The organism is Polynucleobacter sp. JS-Mosq-20-D10 (genome assembly GCF_018687755.1).
GTDB lineage: Bacteria > Pseudomonadota > Gammaproteobacteria > Burkholderiales > Burkholderiaceae > Polynucleobacter.
Genome location: NZ_CP061305.1, coordinates 1,054,109 through 1,072,720, shown reverse-complemented (window position 1 = coordinate 1,072,720; position 18,612 = coordinate 1,054,109). Strand labels below are relative to the sequence as shown.

19 protein-coding genes and 3 tRNA genes are annotated in these 18,612 nt (G+C 44.3%); 7 read left to right on the top strand and 15 right to left on the bottom strand.

The genetic code is table 11. The features are described from left to right. Positions 1–34 precede the first annotated feature (34 nt). Positions 35–574: an ion channel gene (locus tag FD967_RS05520; protein WP_215324935.1), complete on the top strand. Its 540-nt coding sequence runs from the start codon at positions 35–37 to the stop codon at positions 572–574. Between the two features lie 33 nt (positions 575–607). Here FD967_RS05520 and FD967_RS05515 read toward each other — a convergent pair whose 3' ends face one another. The 5 genes from FD967_RS05515 to gcl all read right to left on the bottom strand — a co-directional run bounded on the left by FD967_RS05515 (position 608) and on the right by gcl (position 5,796). Continuing rightward, the gene (locus FD967_RS05515; RefSeq protein ID WP_215324933.1) at positions 608–1,609 is read right to left on the bottom strand and encodes a DUF3108 domain-containing protein; all 1,002 of its coding nucleotides are present in this window, start codon (positions 1,607–1,609) and stop codon (positions 608–610) included. Between the two features lie 9 nt (positions 1,610–1,618). Beyond that, complete coding sequence (locus FD967_RS05510) at positions 1,619–2,206, bottom strand: YqiA/YcfP family alpha/beta fold hydrolase (protein WP_215324932.1); 588 nt, start codon at positions 2,204–2,206, stop codon at positions 1,619–1,621. A 10-nt stretch (positions 2,207–2,216) separates the two neighbouring features. Beyond that, entirely contained in the window at positions 2,217–3,113 is an 897-nt protein-coding gene (glxR, locus tag FD967_RS05505; protein WP_215324931.1) for a 2-hydroxy-3-oxopropionate reductase, read from the bottom strand. Between the two features lie 50 nt (positions 3,114–3,163). Next, the gene (gene hyi / locus FD967_RS05500) at positions 3,164–3,943 is read right to left on the bottom strand and encodes a hydroxypyruvate isomerase (protein WP_215324930.1); all 780 of its coding nucleotides are present in this window, start codon (positions 3,941–3,943) and stop codon (positions 3,164–3,166) included. Positions 3,944–4,005: 62 nt separating this feature from the next. Next, positions 4,006–5,796: a glyoxylate carboligase gene (gcl, locus tag FD967_RS05495; RefSeq protein WP_215324929.1), complete on the bottom strand. Its 1,791-nt coding sequence runs from the start codon at positions 5,794–5,796 to the stop codon at positions 4,006–4,008. Positions 5,797–5,924: 128 nt separating this feature from the next. Between gcl and FD967_RS05490 the strand changes: the two genes are divergently transcribed. From FD967_RS05490 to FD967_RS05480, 3 genes are all read left to right on the top strand, one after another. Then, positions 5,925–6,830 carry a LysR family transcriptional regulator gene (locus FD967_RS05490; protein ID WP_215324928.1) on the top strand — a complete coding sequence of 302 codons (906 nt, stop codon included), beginning with the start codon at positions 5,925–5,927 and terminating at the stop codon, positions 6,828–6,830. A gap of 150 nt (positions 6,831–6,980) precedes the next feature. Then, the gene (locus tag FD967_RS05485) at positions 6,981–7,577 is read left to right on the top strand and encodes a hypothetical protein (RefSeq protein ID WP_215324927.1); all 597 of its coding nucleotides are present in this window, start codon (positions 6,981–6,983) and stop codon (positions 7,575–7,577) included. Between the two features lie 46 nt (positions 7,578–7,623). Beyond that, on the top strand, positions 7,624–8,448 hold the full coding sequence (locus FD967_RS05480) for a M48 family metallopeptidase (protein WP_251368976.1): 825 nt from the start codon (positions 7,624–7,626) through the stop codon (positions 8,446–8,448). Positions 8,449–8,568: 120 nt separating this feature from the next. Here FD967_RS05480 and FD967_RS05475 read toward each other — a convergent pair whose 3' ends face one another. Next, on the bottom strand, positions 8,569–8,994 hold the full coding sequence (locus FD967_RS05475) for a DUF4118 domain-containing protein (protein WP_215324926.1): 426 nt from the start codon (positions 8,992–8,994) through the stop codon (positions 8,569–8,571). A 40-nt stretch (positions 8,995–9,034) separates the two neighbouring features. On the opposite strand from FD967_RS05475, the gene FD967_RS05470 reads away from it, so the two are divergent. Next, positions 9,035–9,907 (top strand): carboxylesterase, encoded by an 873-nt coding sequence (locus FD967_RS05470; protein WP_215324924.1) that lies wholly within the window; start codon positions 9,035–9,037, stop codon positions 9,905–9,907. Position 9,908: 1 nt separating this feature from the next. Here the strand turns inward: FD967_RS05470 and FD967_RS05465 are convergent, their stop codons facing one another. Then, the gene (locus FD967_RS05465) at positions 9,909–10,637 is read right to left on the bottom strand and encodes a MipA/OmpV family protein (RefSeq protein WP_215324923.1); all 729 of its coding nucleotides are present in this window, start codon (positions 10,635–10,637) and stop codon (positions 9,909–9,911) included. 127 nt (positions 10,638–10,764) lie between these two features. Between FD967_RS05465 and FD967_RS05460 the strand changes: the two genes are divergently transcribed. After that, positions 10,765–11,229, top strand: coding sequence for a DUF2147 domain-containing protein (locus tag FD967_RS05460; protein WP_215324922.1), 465 nt, complete (start codon positions 10,765–10,767; stop codon positions 11,227–11,229). A gap of 142 nt (positions 11,230–11,371) precedes the next feature. Here the strand turns inward: FD967_RS05460 and FD967_RS05455 are convergent. From FD967_RS05455 to gltX, 4 genes are all read right to left on the bottom strand, one after another. Continuing rightward, positions 11,372–11,448: transfer RNA gene (locus FD967_RS05455), tRNA-Asp, on the bottom strand. Between the two features lie 56 nt (positions 11,449–11,504). Next, positions 11,505–11,580, bottom strand: a tRNA-Glu gene (locus FD967_RS05450). Positions 11,581–11,620: 40 nt separating this feature from the next. Next, a tRNA-Ala gene (locus FD967_RS05445) sits at positions 11,621–11,696 on the bottom strand. Positions 11,697–11,777: 81 nt separating this feature from the next. Continuing rightward, positions 11,778–13,181: a glutamate--tRNA ligase gene (gltX, locus tag FD967_RS05440; RefSeq protein ID WP_215324921.1), complete on the bottom strand. Its 1,404-nt coding sequence runs from the start codon at positions 13,179–13,181 to the stop codon at positions 11,778–11,780. Positions 13,182–13,249: 68 nt separating this feature from the next. Between gltX and FD967_RS05435 the strand changes: the two genes are divergently transcribed. Further along, positions 13,250–14,215: an Hsp33 family molecular chaperone HslO gene (locus FD967_RS05435; RefSeq protein ID WP_215324919.1), complete on the top strand. Its 966-nt coding sequence runs from the start codon at positions 13,250–13,252 to the stop codon at positions 14,213–14,215. A gap of 7 nt (positions 14,216–14,222) precedes the next feature. On the opposite strand, the gene ftsB is transcribed toward FD967_RS05435, so the two are convergent. The 4 genes from ftsB to FD967_RS05415 are packed head-to-tail and all read right to left on the bottom strand — an operon-like array spanning position 14,223 to position 18,425. Next, positions 14,223–14,549, bottom strand: a complete 327-nt coding sequence (ftsB, locus tag FD967_RS05430; RefSeq protein WP_215324918.1) for a cell division protein FtsB — start codon at positions 14,547–14,549, stop codon at positions 14,223–14,225. Positions 14,550–14,570: 21 nt separating this feature from the next. Next, positions 14,571–15,857: a phosphopyruvate hydratase gene (gene eno / locus FD967_RS05425; protein ID WP_215324917.1), complete on the bottom strand. Its 1,287-nt coding sequence runs from the start codon at positions 15,855–15,857 to the stop codon at positions 14,571–14,573. Between the two features lie 33 nt (positions 15,858–15,890). Continuing rightward, complete coding sequence (gene kdsA / locus FD967_RS05420) at positions 15,891–16,754, bottom strand: 3-deoxy-8-phosphooctulonate synthase (protein ID WP_215324916.1); 864 nt, start codon at positions 16,752–16,754, stop codon at positions 15,891–15,893. A 9-nt stretch (positions 16,755–16,763) separates the two neighbouring features. Then, on the bottom strand, positions 16,764–18,425 hold the full coding sequence (locus FD967_RS05415) for a CTP synthase (protein WP_215324915.1): 1,662 nt from the start codon (positions 18,423–18,425) through the stop codon (positions 16,764–16,766). Positions 18,426–18,612 lie beyond the last annotated feature (187 nt).

Genomic DNA, 18,612 nt, shown 5'->3' with positions numbered 1-18,612 from the left:
TAAGAAATGTAACTGGATTTAACGGATAACATCAATGACTTTGAGCGGATTCTTGGACAAGCTCCCCGGCCTTAACTCCCTCCCCAGCTTCAGCACACTCTTTGCTGAAATAAATGCAGATATGGGAGATAGCGATATTTGGGTTTTATTATTTCTAACGTGTTTGATGCTGACATTTCATGGTTTGAGCGTTTTATCAATCGCGGGTATTTTTCATTGGATTGACCAAAAACTCGAAAATAAACGGGTCTATGGAGCCAACTTTGTATCTTATTTCTTTGCAATTTTATTGATTATTGCTATTCACCTGATTGAAATTATTGCCTGGGCCTATATTTGCTTGGGATTGCAAGTATTCCCAACCAACCTTCAAACCCTGTATTTTGCCGGTGAGATGTACACAACCGTTGGCTATGGTGAATATCTTCTTACTGCGCGCTGGCGGATTCTCCCCATTATTATTTCTTTCTCAGGAATCTTTGCCGTATCCATGTCTGGGGCTGCGCTGTACACCATGATGGGCGCTTTATTAGGAAGATCAAACCAAAACCCTAGATCAGGATCTGGGTTCTAAATTGGCCTCCCTTAGTTTTAGCAAACCCTAGGCTTAGTTAACTAGCTTAGATTTATCAATGGGCGCCCTTTGCTTAAATACGAGCTCTAAGATACGCCCATTGGACTCTAGAGAGCGCATTCTGCCTGGAAGCCAATCTAGATCCCTGGCCAGCCAAATATCTACTTGGCGCTTATATGGACTGCTCTCCCGCTGCATTAATGCGTAATGTCGGTTTACTGACATCCCCAAGCTTGGGATGTCATCTGACGCTACTTCTCCGTAGCTTTTAAATTGCCACATCTCAAGGGTGTCGTAGTCCACAACAGGAATACTTCGGATACTGCCAGCCTCATCAATCTTGTCGCTGCCATTGAGTAAAGAGGCCAGCTGAAAAAGTAAGCTAAATCGATCTTGAGTGCCCGGTAGTAGATCCGGTGTGAACTCAGGCTTTTCGGAGAAGTACATCTTCCCTACCCCACTCTGATCACGATCAAAACGAGAATAGCGCGGTGGTTTTGTACCCCGCTGGGTCCAGTAAATGGATGGTGCTATGCCATAGGCGTCAACAGAGCCTTTGGATTCAAAAACAAAAGGGCCGATAACCGCGAATGGTATGTTGATGTACAGGCGGTAATTATTGCCCTCAGTGATCCAGTCCAGTTGGGCAGTTTGATAGAGCTGCCCATCGACATAGGCATCAAAATAATATGTACCAGACTCAGGAAGGCGAAATGCCTGCCCAGATTGATTGCCAAATGCACCCTGCTCCCCTTTTCCCTGATCTGATAAAGGGTCCGCTGATACGGAGTTAGTTTGCTTGGGCAATGTTTTTTTCTTTGGCGCCGAAGTCATCTGGATTTTTTTTGGCGGTTCTACCCGCAGCTCTGTTTTGATGATGAGATCCTCGGCAATGGGGGGCGCACTACCAAAAGAGAAGAATGGAATCCCAAAAAATAAAATCAGGTGCCCCAAAAGGGATAGAAAAATTGCAGCAGCCAGAATCCACAAGGATTTTTTTGGCACAAATTGAAATCGATTGCCGATTGCATCCATCAAAAGAGTTTAATGCTTGATAAAGTCAATTACTACTGGCAGGTGATTAGCGTAATCAGAAATTCCATGATCGCTACCTTCGAGGATAAGTTGTTTGGCGCCAGGATAAAAAGCCGCCATTTCTTTCCAATCTAAAAGCTCATCCCCTTTTGCGGCAATTAAAAAATAACGCTCTGGATTAGTAATTGAATCTATCTGTAAGGCATGTAATTCATCGATGTACTTAGCCTTAAAATCAAATGGCTCTTCGCTGTCATAGGCAGTCATCATGCCAACATGGGGCTCTAATTCTCTAGCGGCATATACGGCAGGATTAAGGGCAATGCCTTTGCATTGATATTTTTCGACAAGATAGTTGGTATAAAAACCGCCCAAGGAGGATCCGACGATAACCAAGCGGTCAAATTTGGCTTGATCGATATGGTTGACCACCATCTCCAGGCTCTCTTCTGGAGATGCAAGCAGTTGAGGGCAATACCACTCATAAGAATAGTCGCCCGATGAAAGCGCCCTCACCGCCTCTCCAGTCATTACTGCCTTGGTTGAGTTTGGTGATGACCGAAAGCCATGCAAATAAACAACCAGGGTTACTGCCATACTTCTTCCTCTAGCTTTTTTGACCTATTTCAAAATTAGCCATTTTTTCTAATGCCTTGACCATAGCGGAATGATCCCACGATTTTCCACCATGTGCTGCACAGGAATTAAATAATTCTTGTGCGCTAGCTGTATTGGGCAAACTAACACCCAGTGCCTTTGCACTGCTCAGGGCTAAGCTCAAATCTTTTTGGTGAAGTTCAATCCTAAAGCCGGGATCAAAGGTGCGATTGATCATGCGCTCACCATGAACTTCAAGTATTTTTGAGCTGGCAAAGCCACCCATTAATGCCTGTCTAACTTTTGCTGGATCGGCGCCTGCCTTAGAAGCAAAAACCAAAGCCTCTGCAACTGCTTCGATATTTAAGGCGACAATAATCTGATTAGCAACTTTAGTAACTTGGCCGGCGCCATTATCGCCAACTAAGGTAATATTTTTTCCCATCAAATCAAAGACAGGTTTGACCTTGTCAAAGATTGCTTGTTTGCCACCAACCATGATAGTGAGGCTTGCACCCTTTGCGCCTAACTGGCCACCGGACACAGGGGAGTCCAAATATTCACAGCCTAGATCATTGATACGCTTCGCAAAATCTTTCGTAGAAATAGGAGAGATTGAGCTCATATCAACAACGATCTTGCCCTTACTAAGACCTGAAGCAATGCCATTCTCTCCAAAAAGTACTTTTTCTACATCAGGGGTATCTGGAACCATCGTAATAATGATGTCTGCCTTGGTCGCAACTTCTGCTGGAGTTGCACAGAGAATGGCGGCAGTATTAGCTAACTCATCTGGAACTTTACTGCGGGTATTGATAAATAGCTCATGACCTGCTGCAACCAAATGGCCAGCCATTGGCGCGCCCATAATACCCAAACCCACAAAGCCCAGTTTTAATTTACTCATGATTCATTCCTAAATGTTTATTAAATTATTGATTTAAAGCTCAACTAATATTACTGCTCGTATTGATCCATCCAATGTAGGCCAGCCTCAGTAGTTTTCAAAGGCTTGTACTCACAACCGATGTAACCCTTGTAACCAAGTCGAGTTAAAAAATCAAATAAGTAGCTGTAGTTTATTTCTCCGGTACCGGGCTCATTACGGCCTGGGTTATCCGCCAACTGAATATGCGCAATTCGATCAAAGTATTTTTGTATCGTATTGGCTAGCTCACCTTCCATGCGCTGAGCATGGTAAATGTCGTATTGTAAAAAAGCATTATCAGCAGCAACTGCATCCAGTATTGCAATACCTTGAGCAGTTTTAGAGAGATAGAAGCCGGGGATATCAAAGGTATTAATTGGCTCGATCAAGAGTTTTAATCCTGACTTCTTCAGCTCAGCAGCAGCAAACTGTAAATTGCTAACGAACGTGTCATGAACTAATGCCGGATCAACCCCCTCAGGGGTCTTTCCTGCTAAGCAGTTGAGTTGAGGTACGCCCAAAATACTGGCGTACTCAATCGCCTTCGCAACACCAGATCGAAACTCAGCAACACGGTCTGGGTGACATGCAATACCTCTTTCCCCTGCGTCCCAATCTCCTGCTGGCAGGTTGTGCAACACCAACTTTAAGGCATTGTTATCTAAAGCGGACTTAATTTCGCTAGCTTCAAAAGCATAAGGAAATAGAAATTCAACGGCTTTGAAACCCCCAATCTTGGCTAGCGCAAAACGCTCCATAAATGGTTTTTCATTAAACAACATAGTGAGGTTGGCTGCAAACTTGGGCATTCCTATTCCTTAATAACAATCAGATTGGATGATACATGGCTAAATTCAAGGCAATGAATCAATTACTCTAGAAGGCCGGCGGCAACTAATCCCTCTGTTCCAGCGGGATGACGGCAGTCAATATCTTCAAATTCATTCACATTGTTAATCTCGGTACCCATAGCAATGTTGGTGATTTTTTCTAAAATAATCTCCACTACTACCGGTACACGATGTTCCTTGGCCATCTTTTGCGCTTCAATCAATGCAGCACTGATTTTATTTGGATCCGAGACTCTGATAGCTTTGCAACCAAGCCCTTCAACAACTTGAACGTGATCCACTCCATAGCCCTTCAGGTTTTGATCGTCCACGTTGATGTTGTCAAAAGCCAGTTGCACGCAATAATCCATCTCAAAACCACGTTGCGCTTGACGGATCAAACCTAGGTAACTGTTATTTACCAAGACCATCACTAATGGCAAGTTAAATTGTGCACCAACTGCTAATTCCTCAATTAAGAATTGGAAATCGTAATCACCTGCAAGTCCGACTACAGTCTTTGTTGTGTCTGAGGCCAATGCACCTAATGCAGCTGGAATTGTCCAGCCTAGGGGGCCGGCTTGACCGCAGTTGATCCATTGACGAGCACCATAGACATGTAAGAATTGTCCACCAGCAATTTGCGACAGGCCAATAGTCGATACATATACGGTGTCGCGACCAAATACAGAATTCATCTCTTGATAGACGCGTTGTGGTTTGATAGGTACATTATCAAAGTTGGTTTTACGGAGCATCAAGCTCTTGCGCTCCTGGCAGCGCTCAACCCACTCACTGTAATTAGTAAGCTTGCCTTTTGCCTTCCATTCTTTCGCCACTTCAACAAATAACTCTAGCGCAGCTTTTGCATCTGAAACAATGCCGTAGTCGGGATTAAATACACGACCAATTTGAGTTGGCTCGATATCAACGTGAATAAACTTGCGATCTTTGCAATACACATCGATTGATCCTGTATGACGGTTAGCCCAGCGGTTACCGATGCCTAAAACAAGATCACTAGCTAGCAAGGTTGCATTGCCATAACGATGCGAGGTTTGAAGGCCAACCATACCGGCCATGAGTGGATGATCATCGGGAATGGTTCCCCAGCCCATCAGTGTTGGAATCACTGGAATGCCAGTCAATTCTGCAAACTCTACTAATAATGCATCTGCATCAGCGTTAATAATTCCACCGCCAGCAACAATCAATGGCTTTTTGGCTGACATTAACATTTCCAGCGCTTTTTCGATCTGCTTGCGGCTAGCTGCTGGTTTGTATACCGGCAATGGCTCATACGTATCAATATCAAATTCAATTTCAGCTAATTGAACATCAATTGGCAAATCAATTAATACAGGACCGGGACGGCCTGAACGCATGACATGAAATGCCTGCTGGAAGACGCGTGGCACTAAGCCAGGCTCACGAACAGTTACAGACATCTTCGTTACTGGCTTGGAAATTGTCTCAATGTCAACAGCCTGAAAATCTTCCTTATAAAGACGAGCACGTGGGGCTTGTCCAGTAATGCAGAGAATGGGAATAGAGTCAGCGCTTGCGGAATATAGTCCTGTAATCATGTCCGTACCAGCTGGGCCTGAAGTGCCGATACAAACGCCAATATTGCCGGCCTTAGCTCTTGTATAACCCTCAGCCATATGTGAGGCGCCTTCAACATGTCGGGCTAGGATGTGAGTAATTGACTGACGTTCACGCAACTGTGCGTAGAGTGGATTAATAGCAGCTCCAGGAACACCAAAAGCAGTGGTGATACCCTCTTTTTCCATTACAAGAACTGCTGCCATTGCGGCTTTCATTTTGGCCATGATGTTTCCCTTGCTGTTTAAGAATGGTTACATCATCAACACTTCGTGATGAAATGAGAATGCCACTCACCATCATATGTGCTATTCCAAAATGGAATACCCAAACAAAATCCAGTTAGAATTCTTGAATGGATCGAATTCAGGGAATAGCCCTTTTTGTCCGAGTCGTCGAAACCGGCTCATTTAGTAAGGCTGCAGCCAGCCTAGGCATAACTCAGCCTACAGCAACTAAGCACATCGCCTTTTTAGAAAAGCGACTCGGTTCCCTTTTATTGCATCGCAGCACAAGAGGAGTTACCCCAACTGAAATTGGCGAGATCTACTATGAGAAATGTAAGATTATTTCGAGAGAGCTTGAGGAGGCAGATAATTTAGCTGCCCTACTTCAAGGAGAAATGCAGGGTAAATTGACCATTAGCTCTTCAGTTGCCTTTGGGCGACGTATTTTGACACCGCTGGTACTTCAATTTATGAGTCAAAACCCAAAATTAGAAGTGCATCTGAGCCTTGAGGATCAATTTGTCAATTTGGTTGAAGGTGGTGTTGATCTTGCAATCCGTATGGGTCGCCTCGCAGATTCTTCTCTGGGCTCACGCTATTTAGGCTTAAATCCTTGGGTCCTGGTAGCTAGCCCAGATTATTTAAGCCAGAACGGCACCCCAAATCATCCAGAGGATTTGACGGCACATCAGGCCTTAATTTACAGCTCAGTTCAAGATAATCACCGCTGGCACTTTAGTGGGGGTGATGGCGAGACCATCTCTATACCTGTTAAAGGTCCGCTGTACTCCAATAACTTATCTGCTTTGCTGGCCGCAACCATCGGGAACATGGGTTTAGCCACTATTCCTTGGTACGTTGCCTATCACTCTATTAACAAGGGCACCTTAAAGCCTATATTGACTGATTGGAGCCTGCCCTCCCAGGAAATACACGCTGTATTTTCGTCGCCTCGCTTAGTGCCAGGCAAGGTCAGTCAGTGCATCGACTGGCTGCAATGTCACTTTTCTGGAAACTGGTGGGAGCGACTTTAAGTTCAAGCACTCAGGCGCAATTCTATTAATACAAAGTATTAGTCGCTTTCTGCTGAACTACCGCCCCCACTCATCTGTGGGCTTACCAACAGAATTTTTACAATTGAAATACGATAATATCGTTGTAGATACTCAATATTAAGGAAAGTCATGAAAATTAAATTCGCCCAGATTACTCTCGTAGCCGCCACATTGCTGGCAGGTTCATCATTAGTAATGGCACAAGCCCCAGTTGCCAATGCTCTAGTGGTGGATGCAGCTGTTACTGACAATATTTTCCAATTGTACGAAGGTACTGTTACGAAGATTGATAAGCAAACACGCACGATTTTCTTTAAAAATAATGATGGTGAATCCAAGTTTATTGCCGGTCCTGAAATTAAGAACTTTGATCTGATAAAAATCGGTGATCGACTCAATGTGACCTATGAACTTGCCGTTGCAATTGAATTGATTAAGGCCAAAAGCGATGGCATTCGCAGCAAAGTGGAAACTTCATCAGAAGTAACTTCTAAGCCTGGTGAAAAACCAACTCGCACAATTTCAAACACCACGACCATCATTGCTGACATCGTAGCTGTAGACCGCGCTAAGAAATTGGTCTCAGTTAAAGGGCCTAGTGGCAAGGTTACGGTTGTTACTGTTAAGAATCCCCAGCTGTTAGCGGATGTTAATGTTGGTGAGCAGGTTAGAGTTATTTATTTTGATGCAATGGCTGCATCGATTACGCCTCCAAAGAAGAAGTAATTTAAAGTAATTTAAAAAGAGTAATCAGTATTAGCAAGGATTTAATTTGAGCTTTCGCATCTTTTGGATCCTTGCACTTGTTGCCTTGCTCTCGGCATGCGCCAACACTACGCGCTCGGGAGCGGTTGGCGTTAACCGATCTCAATTTATGATGGCTTCTTCTGAAGAAGTTAATCGCATTTCTGCGGTAAGTTATAACGAGCAGAATCAAAAGGCAAAGGAGAAAAATATACTGGTCACCTCCGGCCCTGCCTATGATCGATTGAAGTTCATTGCAAATAGGTTGATCCCGCAGACCGAGGCATTCCGAGATGACACCAAGCAATGGGATTGGCGGCTAACCCTTATCGATGCCCCCGTACTGAATGCTACCTGCGCACCCGGCGGAAAGATCACCTTTTACACCGGCATTATTGAGCAGCTGAATTTAAATGATGATGAAATTGCAGCCATCATGGGCCATGAAATTGCTCATGCACTAAGAGAGCATGGTCGAGAGCGCGTATCCCAGTCGGTCGCACAAAACGTATTGGTGAATATTGCCATGGCTGTAGCTGGTCCCTATGGCTCCGCAGTAGGCGCTGCAAACCAGGTTGCCCAATATGCAATTATTTTGCCAAACTCTAGAGAGAATGAATCAGAAGCAGATGCAATTGGATTAGAGCTTGCAGCAAGAGCGGGATACAACCCTATGGGTGCAATTAGCGTTTGGCAAAAAATGTTGAAGGCAACCAAAGGTAGTAGCTCTCCCGAATTCTTATCCACCCACCCTTCTGGTGAAACCCGAATCGAGCAACTAACCGCGCTAATGCCGGCGGTTGAGCCTCTGTATAAAGTGGCGCCAAAGCCAGTGCCCACGAAAAAGCTTTAAGAAAGATTCAGTAGATCGCCAGTTTGATATGAACAATCCTAAGCAATTAATTCTTGCGATTCACAATGTATGCAAATAGAGTAGCAAAGAAGATTGTTGAAGCAAAAATAAAACTAATAATTATTTATTAGAGCTTAATTTAGCCATTATTTGCATTCTTGAATCAGAGACTCTAGCAATCAGTACAGCCCTAAATCGCTCACGTTGCAATTTTTCAATCAAATAAATAACCGTAAAGAATAAAGCCGCATAAATAAAGAGATGTAGAACATCAATCATGGTGGGTATCTCAAAACTATTATATGGCGGTATAAAAAAATAATATGCCAATACCATTCCAATAATGGCACTCATAGTTGCTGGCTTCCAGCCGAACCTGTAAGCAATAAAAACGGTGTTAAACAGAAAAAATAATATTGGGAACTGGGCCTGCATTAAAGGATGGAATTGATAGCGCATGAAAAATGCAGCTAAGGTTCCAAGTAATGCATATCCATAGACAGAAGGAGTATGAGGCGCCCATGACCGTGAGTTTTTTATTTGCATTTGGATTACACTCTATTGGAGAAAGCTACCAATCAAAAAAATGTCTAATGAAGTGAATGATCTTTTCGAGGAGTTTACCCCAGGAACTACGGGTATCGCGGTAATATTCCTGCCTGGGCTTCAGGGGTCTATGTTGGAATTAGGCTCCATCCCCAAAGCGATCAAAAAATTAGGGCATACCTCCTGTGTCCCCAGAATTCATGGCTACTCTGCTCAAAGTGGCTTTGACACATTTGATATTTGGCTCTCCGAATTGGATACGGTAGTTAATCTGCTACTTCAAAATCACAATCAAGTTTCTTTAGTTGGCTTGAGCATGGGTGCAACACTAGCAATAGCATACGAGGCTGATTATCAAAAGAATCTACCAGTTGTAGCCCTCTCCCCAGTTTTTGCCTTCGATGGTTGGAGCGTACCTTGGTATTACCCATTACTCTATATTGTCTTCAAACTTGGGATTACAAATTGGCACTATAAAGAATCTCAACCTTACGGCTTACGCAACCCTGAAGTCCGTCGTCGTGTCGCCAAACAAATCTTAGAGCAAGAAACTACAGAAGTGGGATCAGCATCTCTCTCAGCAAAACATTTATATCAGTCCTTGTGCCTTATTGAATTTGCAAAAAAAATACTGAATGATTTTCGATCTGATATAAAAATCATTTGCTCTATTGATGATGATGTAGTTGCACCAACAACCATTGATTGGATCTCTGAGAGCATCACCTCTTCAACTTGTAAGATCATTTGGCTTGGCGGCTCTTATCACATCATCACTTTAGATAATGAGCGTGAAATAGTAGTTAATGAATCCGTAGAATTCATTCAAGAATCATTTTTTAAGCGCAAGGCGCAAGTTGAATACAGCAAGGATGCTAAAGATTTAATAATTCGTGATCGCATCATTGAATAAATTATTTAAAACGATAGGCAAGCGCCATAAACATCGTATCTTGAAATGAACGAGTTAGAACTGGGCTGTTGTTGACTCCAGAACCTAGCCATTTTCGCTTTCCGTATAGATTAACGTACCAGTCTTCTGCTACTGGTATTTCAAGCAAAAACCCTGCCAATGGGTTATTTGAACTAGAGGCTGTATATGCTCCATACCCAGTAATTTGAGCCTGCCCAGGAGTAACACCGTAGTAGTAGTTCGCAAAAGAGCCCGACTGACGTTCCATGCCTACTTGCGGGTAGAGGACTACTTTGCTAAACAACTCGATTTCTGCAAAATAATTAACCTCAAGGAGATTGCCTTTAGACTGGCCAAAATCATGATAGGCGTTCAAAAAGAATGCCCCAATAGGTGTATCTTGAAATGTTCCCAGGCCGATAGGTACTTGATAACCTTTGTTAATCGTTTGACCGTTAATGGTTGATTTAACCTTATAAGAATCGGGATCGACTTTACCTACGATTTCAAGGAATCCGAATCCGACAGGTAAAGTTTTAAAGGCCAACTGATCAATGCGCATGGCAAAGCGCTGGTAGTCAAAAAATCCATAGGGTAAGGCCATTGATTGAGCGCCATAGCTACCAATATTTAGACTAGTGCTGTACACAGCAGCTCCGATATCGCCCACAATGCGATCTGGAATTCCATTTGGAATATCAGAATCCACGCTATTTGCAGCGTAGGTCACAGAAATACTTGATAAAAAACAAAGTAATATCAAGCTTGCGGTTAGTTTTACACATTTAATCATGGTGTCAATCTAACATGAAAGATGACCATCTGTATTAGCAGCCAAATCACTCAATGGAAACGTTATGAATAACCCATTACAAATCATTGCAAAATTTATCCAATGCACAGTGTTGGGCGCCTTTCTTTTTGTAAGTTATAGCAATGCGCAATCAACAGACCCAGTGATTGGTGTTTGGAAAACGATTGATGAAAAAACAAACCAACCCAGTTCATTAATTCGATTGGATGAAAAAAATGGTGAATTAATCGGTACCGTAACTGAGTTAATTCCTACTCCTGGCGAAACACTGGTAACTCATTGCAACTTATGCAAAGATGAGCGAAAAGGTAAACCTATTACCGGAATGATCATCATGAAGGGCCTTAAGAGATCTAGTCCAGGCGTTTGGTCGGGTGGAGAAATTTTAGATCCCGAAGAAGGTGAGATTTATAAGGTAAAAATTAATATGGTCAATGACAAAACATTGGATGTCAGGGGTTATATCGGCATTCCATTATTGGGTAGAACTCAAACTTGGGTTCGTTAATCTTTATTGCAAATATCAAAGAAACTACGCAGTAAGCAAAAATACTACGGGGTAACTTTCGGTGAATAAACATCAATCAGGCTCACTATTGGTTCAGTAGAAATGAAAAAAGCCCCTTATGCAGGGGCTTTCTAAACTTACTTGGCGGAGCGGACGGGACTCGAACCCGCGACCCTCGGCGTGACAGGCCGATATTCTAACCAACTGAACTACCGCTCCAATTACATCGATTGCTACTTGTGTCACTTCTTACTACTCACAACTAGCCAAAAATTTGGCGTCCCCAGGGGGATTCGAACCCCCGTACTCACCGTGAAAGGGTGATGTCCTAGGCCTCTAGACGATGGGGACCTGGACTACTACTAAAGCTAATACTGCAATTCTAAATGCTTGGTGGAGATAAGCGGGATCGAACCGCTGACCTCTTGCATGCCATGCAAGCGCTCTCCCAGCTGAGCTATACCCCCGTAATCTCGTTAAAACGCTACAAGACACTCAAAACAATCCAAGATTTTATCCTATTTTTGTAGGGGGAGGCAAGTTCTGGTTTAGACAACCTTCGAAAGCCTTGCTACCGCCTCATTCTTACCCAAAACAAGTAAGACGGAATCAATGGCTGGCGTCTGTGTGGTGGCAAATAAAGCATAACGCACCGGCATTGCTAATGCTGGCATTTTGATCTGATGCTTGGCTAAAACTTCTTTAAAAGCTGCCCCATAAGCCACTTTTGTATGCTCAGCAGATTGAATGGCCTCAACCAAATCCTTCAGAGCAGGAATGATTTCGGCTGGAATGTTTTCTGCAATTTGCTTATCACTGTGATTAGGTGCTGGTAAATAGAACAGCTTTGCACCTTCCGCAATTTCGATCAATGTATTAGCGCGATCTTTAAGCAGCGCAACTACTTGCACAAAGTCCGGACCATTTTCTGTATCAATGCCGAGTTCATGTGCGAATGGCTTAGTTGCTTCTGCCAGTATTTCTGGATCAGCATTCTGAATATATTGATGATTTAGCCAAAGTAACTTTTCAGGATTGTGTTGCGCCGGTGATCGACCAAGGCTACCCAAGTCAAACCAATTTACAAACTGCTCTTTAGTAAAAATCTCTGCATCACCATGTGACCAACCTAGCCTTGCTAGGTAATTCAGAATAGCTTCAGGTAGGTAGCCTGCTTTTTGATAATCACGCACACTCATGGCGCCATTCCGCTTACTCATTTTTTCACCAGAGTCGTTGAGGACCGTTGGTAAATGGGCGTATACCGGTGGTGTACCACCGAGCGCCTTCATGATGTTAATTTGACGTGGCGTGTTGTTGACATGATCATCGCCACGAATCACATGGGTGATGTTCATGTCGAGGTCATCTACTACAACGCAGAAGTTATAGGTTGGCGTGCCATCAGGACGGGCAATCACCAAATCATCCAACTCATCATTATTAATTTCGATCTTGCCTTTTACTGCATCTTCCCAAATCACAGATCCACCAATCGGATTTTTAAACCGAATCACTGGTAAAACATCTTCCGGTATTGCTGGCAGAGTTTTGCCTGGCTCTGGACGCCATTGACCGTTATAGCGAGGCTTTTCTTTATTGGCCATCTGTTGGTCACGTAGCTTATTGAGCTCTTCTTCGCTCATATAGCAAGGGTAAGCAAGGCCCGCATCGAGCATCTGCTTAACAACCGCACGGTAACGATCAATACGCTGCATTTGATAAATTGGGCCTTCGTCTAAATCTAGACCAAGCCATGCCATGCCTTCAATAATGACATCGACAGCTTCCTGTGTGGAGCGCTCTACATCGGTATCCTCAATACGCAAAATAAAGTCGCCCTGGTTGTGGCGAGCAAAAGCCCAGGGATATAAAGCGCTGCGAAGGTTGCCCAAGTGAATAAAGCCCGTTGGACTAGGGGCGAAACGTGTTCGTATATGCATAAGGCACATTATCTCAGGTCGGCTTTGAATATGATCATTTAGCACTCTGATCGTCAAAAAAGTGGATACTTTCACTTATGAACGAATTACTTGTATTTATGTGCGATGGTGCCCCGGTCCGCGGGGAGATTGTTTCCATTAGCAGCGCCTGGCAAGCCGTATTAGAGCGCCGTAATGATCCTCCTGTAGTCAGGCGCATCCTGGGTGATTTTGTGGGCGCTGCGACCCTGTTGAGCGCCAGCCTCAAATTTGATGGGACCTTGATCATTCAGGCTCAAAGTAAAGGCCCTATTCAGCTCCTCGTAGTGGAATGCAAGTCTGACCTGACCATGCGAGCTACCGTCAAGCTATCTGTAGATCCCACCAGTATTGATCCCAATGCCACACTAGGCGAATTACTGGATGCGGACAATACTGGGCGTCTAGTAATCACTCTAGACCCATCTGACCGTCAACCTGGTCAACCGCCTTACCAAGGAATCGTGGCCCTTCAAGAGCACCGCGGTACCGTCATTAAGCCTGTTACCAGCGCTGCCGAAGCGATTGCCCTGTACATGCAAAACTCGGAACAATTGGATACCCGCATCTGGCTAGCATCCAATGACACCCATGTTGGTGGATTGCTGTTGCAGCGATTGCCGGACTCAGGTGGTCATACCCATCTTGATCCTCAACTTGCAGCAGAAGGTTGGACCAGAATTCAGGCGCTGGGTGAAACGATTACCAATGAAGAATTACTCACGCTTTCACCAGAAACTATCCTCCGCCGTCTCTTTTTAGAAGAGTCAACAGAAAGCGGTGTCCGAAGCTTTCCACTCCGCCCTGTTCGCTTTAGCTGCCGCTGTTCACGCACCAAGGTGGCCGATATTCTTAGAATGCTGGGCGAAGAAGAAGTTGAAAGTATTCTTGCAGAGCAAGGCGTCGTAGAAACCGAGTGTGATTTTTGCGCTAAAGCTTATCGCTTCGATGCGGTTGATTGTAGGCAGGTCTTTAAAACAGATTTACTGGCAGATGCAACGAGACCACCCTCTAGTGGGCATTGAGCAATAGTTATGGCTTAGGCGTTGTTGGCTTTACGCCATCAGCAGTATTAGAGGCAGATTTTTCAGTGGGCAGGATTTGTACGAAGAACTCTCCCTCCTTCAGCATGCCGTGCTCAACACGAGCCCGCTCTTCAATCGCTCGGGTACCATCTTTTAAATCCTTAACGTCGCCGGTGAGTTTGGCATTACGCAAGCTCAGAAGACTGTTTTTAGCCTGTTGCAACTCAAGCTGCTTCTCCATCTCGTATACCTTTAGCCATCCACCCTTACCCAACCAAAGTGGGTACTGTATTGCAATTAGCAATAACAGCATCGAGTAGATGACAATACGCATAAACTAAAAACTAGCTAATGATTAGCGTTTGAGATTATAGAAAACAGATTTACCTGGATAGGTGGCAACATCACCCAAGTCTTCTTCTATGCGTAACAACTGGTTGTACTTGGCAATCCGATCGGAGCGAGACAAAGAGCCTGTCTTAATTTGGCCAGCATTTGTACCAACGGCAATGTCAGCAATGGTGCTGTCTTCTGTTTCACCGGAGCGATGAGAAATTACGGCCGTGTAATTGGCACGCTTAGCCATTTCAATCGCAGCGAAGGTCTCAGTTAAGGTGCCAATTTGATTAATCTTGATCAAGATGGAGTTAGCGATACCTTTCTCAATACCTTCCTTGAGAATGCGAGTATTAGTCACGAAGAGATCATCGCCAACCAATTGGATCTTCTTACCCAATTTCTGAGTAATGTCGGCCCATCCATCCCAGTCGCTCTCATGCATGCCGTCCTCAATCGATACAATTGGAAATTGGTCGGCCAAGTTACCAAGGTAGTCTGAGAATTCGCTTGAAGTCAATTGCAAACCTTCGCCTGAAAGGTGGTACTTACCATCTTTATAGAATTCACTTGCAGCACAATCTAAGGCTAGCAAGACATCTTCACCAGCTTGGTAACCAGCGCCCTCAATCGCTTTCATGATGGTCTGTAAGCACTCTTGATTGCTCTTGAAATTAGGTGCAAATCCGCCCTCATCTCCTACAGTTGTTGGCATGCCTTGAGCACCTAGAATCTTTTTCAATTCATGGAAGATTTCAGCGCCACAGCGAAGTGCTTCGCGGAAGCTTTGCGCTCCTACAGGCATCACCATAAATTCCTGAATATCTAGGCTGTTATTTGCGTGAGCACCACCATTGACAATGTTCATCATTGGGACTGGCAATTGCATGCCGCCTGATCCACCAAAGTAGCGATACAAAGGTAAGCCAGCTTCTTCTGCAGCAGCGCGTGCTACAGCCATAGAAACAGCCAATGTAGCATTAGCACCTAAGCGTGCTTTGTTATGTGTTCCATCCAGTTCAATCAAGGTGTGATCCAGGAATGCTTGTTCGCTAGCATCAAGACCGAGGATAGATTCAGCGATCTCAATATTAATATTTTGTACAGCCTTGAGAACGCCCTTACCTAAATAGCGTGCTTGATCTCCATCACGCAGCTCAATAGCCTCACGTGAACCAGTCGATGCACCTGAAGGCACTGCTGCACGCCCCATCACACCTGACTCAAGCAATACATCGCATTCGACTGTGGGATTACCGCGTGAATCCAAAACTTCTCTACCGATGATGTCAACAATGGCGCTCATGCACCTTCTCCTAAATTAAATGAATATGGGGTCTTACTTCAAGCTGTCTTCTAAAAATGAACCAGGCTTTTTCACAACAGAGTCAATGGCAACTAAAGACTCAAGTAATTCTTTCATGCGATTCAAGGGCACAGCATTTGGGCCATCAGAAAGTGCTTTAGCTGGATCTGGATGCGTCTCCATAAATAAGCCACTGATGCCGACTGCAACAGCAGCACGAGCTAGCACGGGAACAAATTCACGTTGGCCACCACTGGCATTGCCTTGACCACCAGGAAGTTGCACAGAGTGGGTCGCATCAAATACAACTGGTGCTTTTGCTTCACGCAAAATAGCCAAACTACGCATATCAGAAACTAAGTTGTTGTAGCCAAATGAAGCGCCACGCTCGCAAACCATAAATTGATCTGGCATGTTCGCTTCTTTAGCGGCTGCACGTGCTTTGTCAATCACGTTGAGCATTTCATGAGGAGATAAAAATTGACCCTTCTTGAAATTCACTGGCTTGCCACTTTGAGCGCAAGCGCGAATGAAATCCGTTTGTCTGCACAAGAAAGCTGGCGTTTGAAGAACATCTACCACTTTTGATGCCGGCGCAATTTCGCTGATGTCATGAATGTCAGTTAATACCGGCACACCAATCTCGCGCTTAACCCGAGCCAGAATCTCTAGACCCTTTTCCATGCCTAAGCCACGAAAAGAAGTTCCAGAGGAGCGATTGGCTTTATCAAAGGAAGACTTGTAGATAAATGGAATGCCGAGAGCAGCAGTAATCTCTTTGAGCTCACCTGCGATATCTAAAGCTGATTGCTCGGACTCAATGACGCAAGGACCCGCAATCAAAAAGAAACGATGGACTAGGCCAACATCAAAACCACATAACTTAAATGCACTCATGTATTTCTCCTACGCAACTTGCTTTTCGGTTGCGACTTGATGAACTAATGATGCCTTAATAAACGCAGAAAATAATGGGTGACCATCACGCGGAGTCGAAGTGAACTCTGGATGGAACTGCACACCAAAGAACCAGGGATGCATAGAACTAGGTAATTCCATCATTTCAGGTAAGGACTCATTTGGAGTTCTAGCGGAAATGATTAGGCCAGACTTCTCAAGACGAGGAACGTAAACATTATTTACCTCATAGCGATGGCGATGGCGTTCATTCACCTCATCACCATAAATCTCATGAGCCAATGTACCCGCCTTGACAGGACAGCGCTGTGAACCTAAGCGCATAGTTCCACCCAGATCAGAATCATTACTACGTTTCTCAACCCGACCTTCTCGATCAACCCACTCAGTAATTAGTGCAACGACTGGATTCTCAGTCTCTGGATCAAACTCAGTACTATTAGCCTTGGCAATATTGGCAACATGGCGAGCAAATTCGATCACAGCCAATTGCATGCCTAAGCAAATACCTAGATATGGGACATTATTTTCACGAGCATAACGAATCGCAGCAATTTTTCCTTCGGTACCACGCTTACCAAATCCACCTGGAACCAAGATCGCATCTAAATTTTTCAGGCAATCGACACCATCTTTTTCAATCACTTCAGAATCAATATAGTTAATGTTGACGCGAGTGTGATTATGAATTCCGGCATGACGCAAAGCTTCAATCAACGACTTATAAGACTCAGTTAACTCAACATACTTGCCGACCATGCCAATAGTGACATCATGTTGTGGGTTGGCCAACTCATAAACCAAGTTTGCCCAAACTGATAGGTCTGCAGGTTTAGCTTGAATATCTAATTCACGACAAATCAAGTCATCCATTCCTTGCGCTTGCAGCATCTCTGGAATCTTGTAAATAGTATCAACATCCCAAACTGAGATTACCGCCTCTTCCCGTACATTTGAGAAAAGAGAAATCTTAGCGCGCTCGTCCTCTGGAATCGGGCGGTCTGCACGACATAACAGCACGGTCGGCATGATGCCTATTTCCCGCAGTTTTTGCACTGAGTGCTGGGTGGGTTTTGTCTTTAATTCCCCTGCACTGGCAATGTAAGGAACCAAAGTAAGATGAACAAATGCGCAACTGTGTCTTGGCAGACGAATACTCATTTGGCGGGCTGCTTCAAGAAATGGCAAGGACTCGATGTCACCAACAGTTCCACCGATTTCACAAATCGCAATGTCAGCCTGACCGTCGTGACTTGCTTTGGCCCCCCGCTCTACAAACGCCTGAATCTCATTCGTAATGTGTGGAATGACCTGGACAGTTTTACCCAGATACTCGCCGCGTCGTTCTTTGCTAATCACAGATTCATAAATCTGCCCAGTAGTGAAGTTATTGCTTTTGCGCATCTTTGCAGAAACAAAGCGCTCATAATGTCCAAGATCGAGGTCAGTTTCAGCGCCATCTTCAGTAACAAAGACTTCACCATGTTGAAGTGGGCTCATTGTCCCTGGGTCAACGTTGATATATGGGTCTAATTTTAGGAGGGTGACTTTCAGGCCGCGGGATTCGAGAATCGCGGCAAGCGAGGCAGCTGCGATTCCTTTCCCTAAAGAGGAAACCACACCACCAGTGACAAAAACGTATTTGGTCATCGCTTAAGCTCTGTTGGAAAAAGTAATTATAACGATAGCGACTGAGTCATTAAAAAATCTTGGCAAGCTCAGAGATCAAATAGTGTGATTGCAGTTATTAAGACAATGGCAACTTTTTAGGCTTGCATTTGGGTAATGTGGAATCATTTCAAGGTTTTTTAATAGAACAAACCCCTCTTACCTAGCT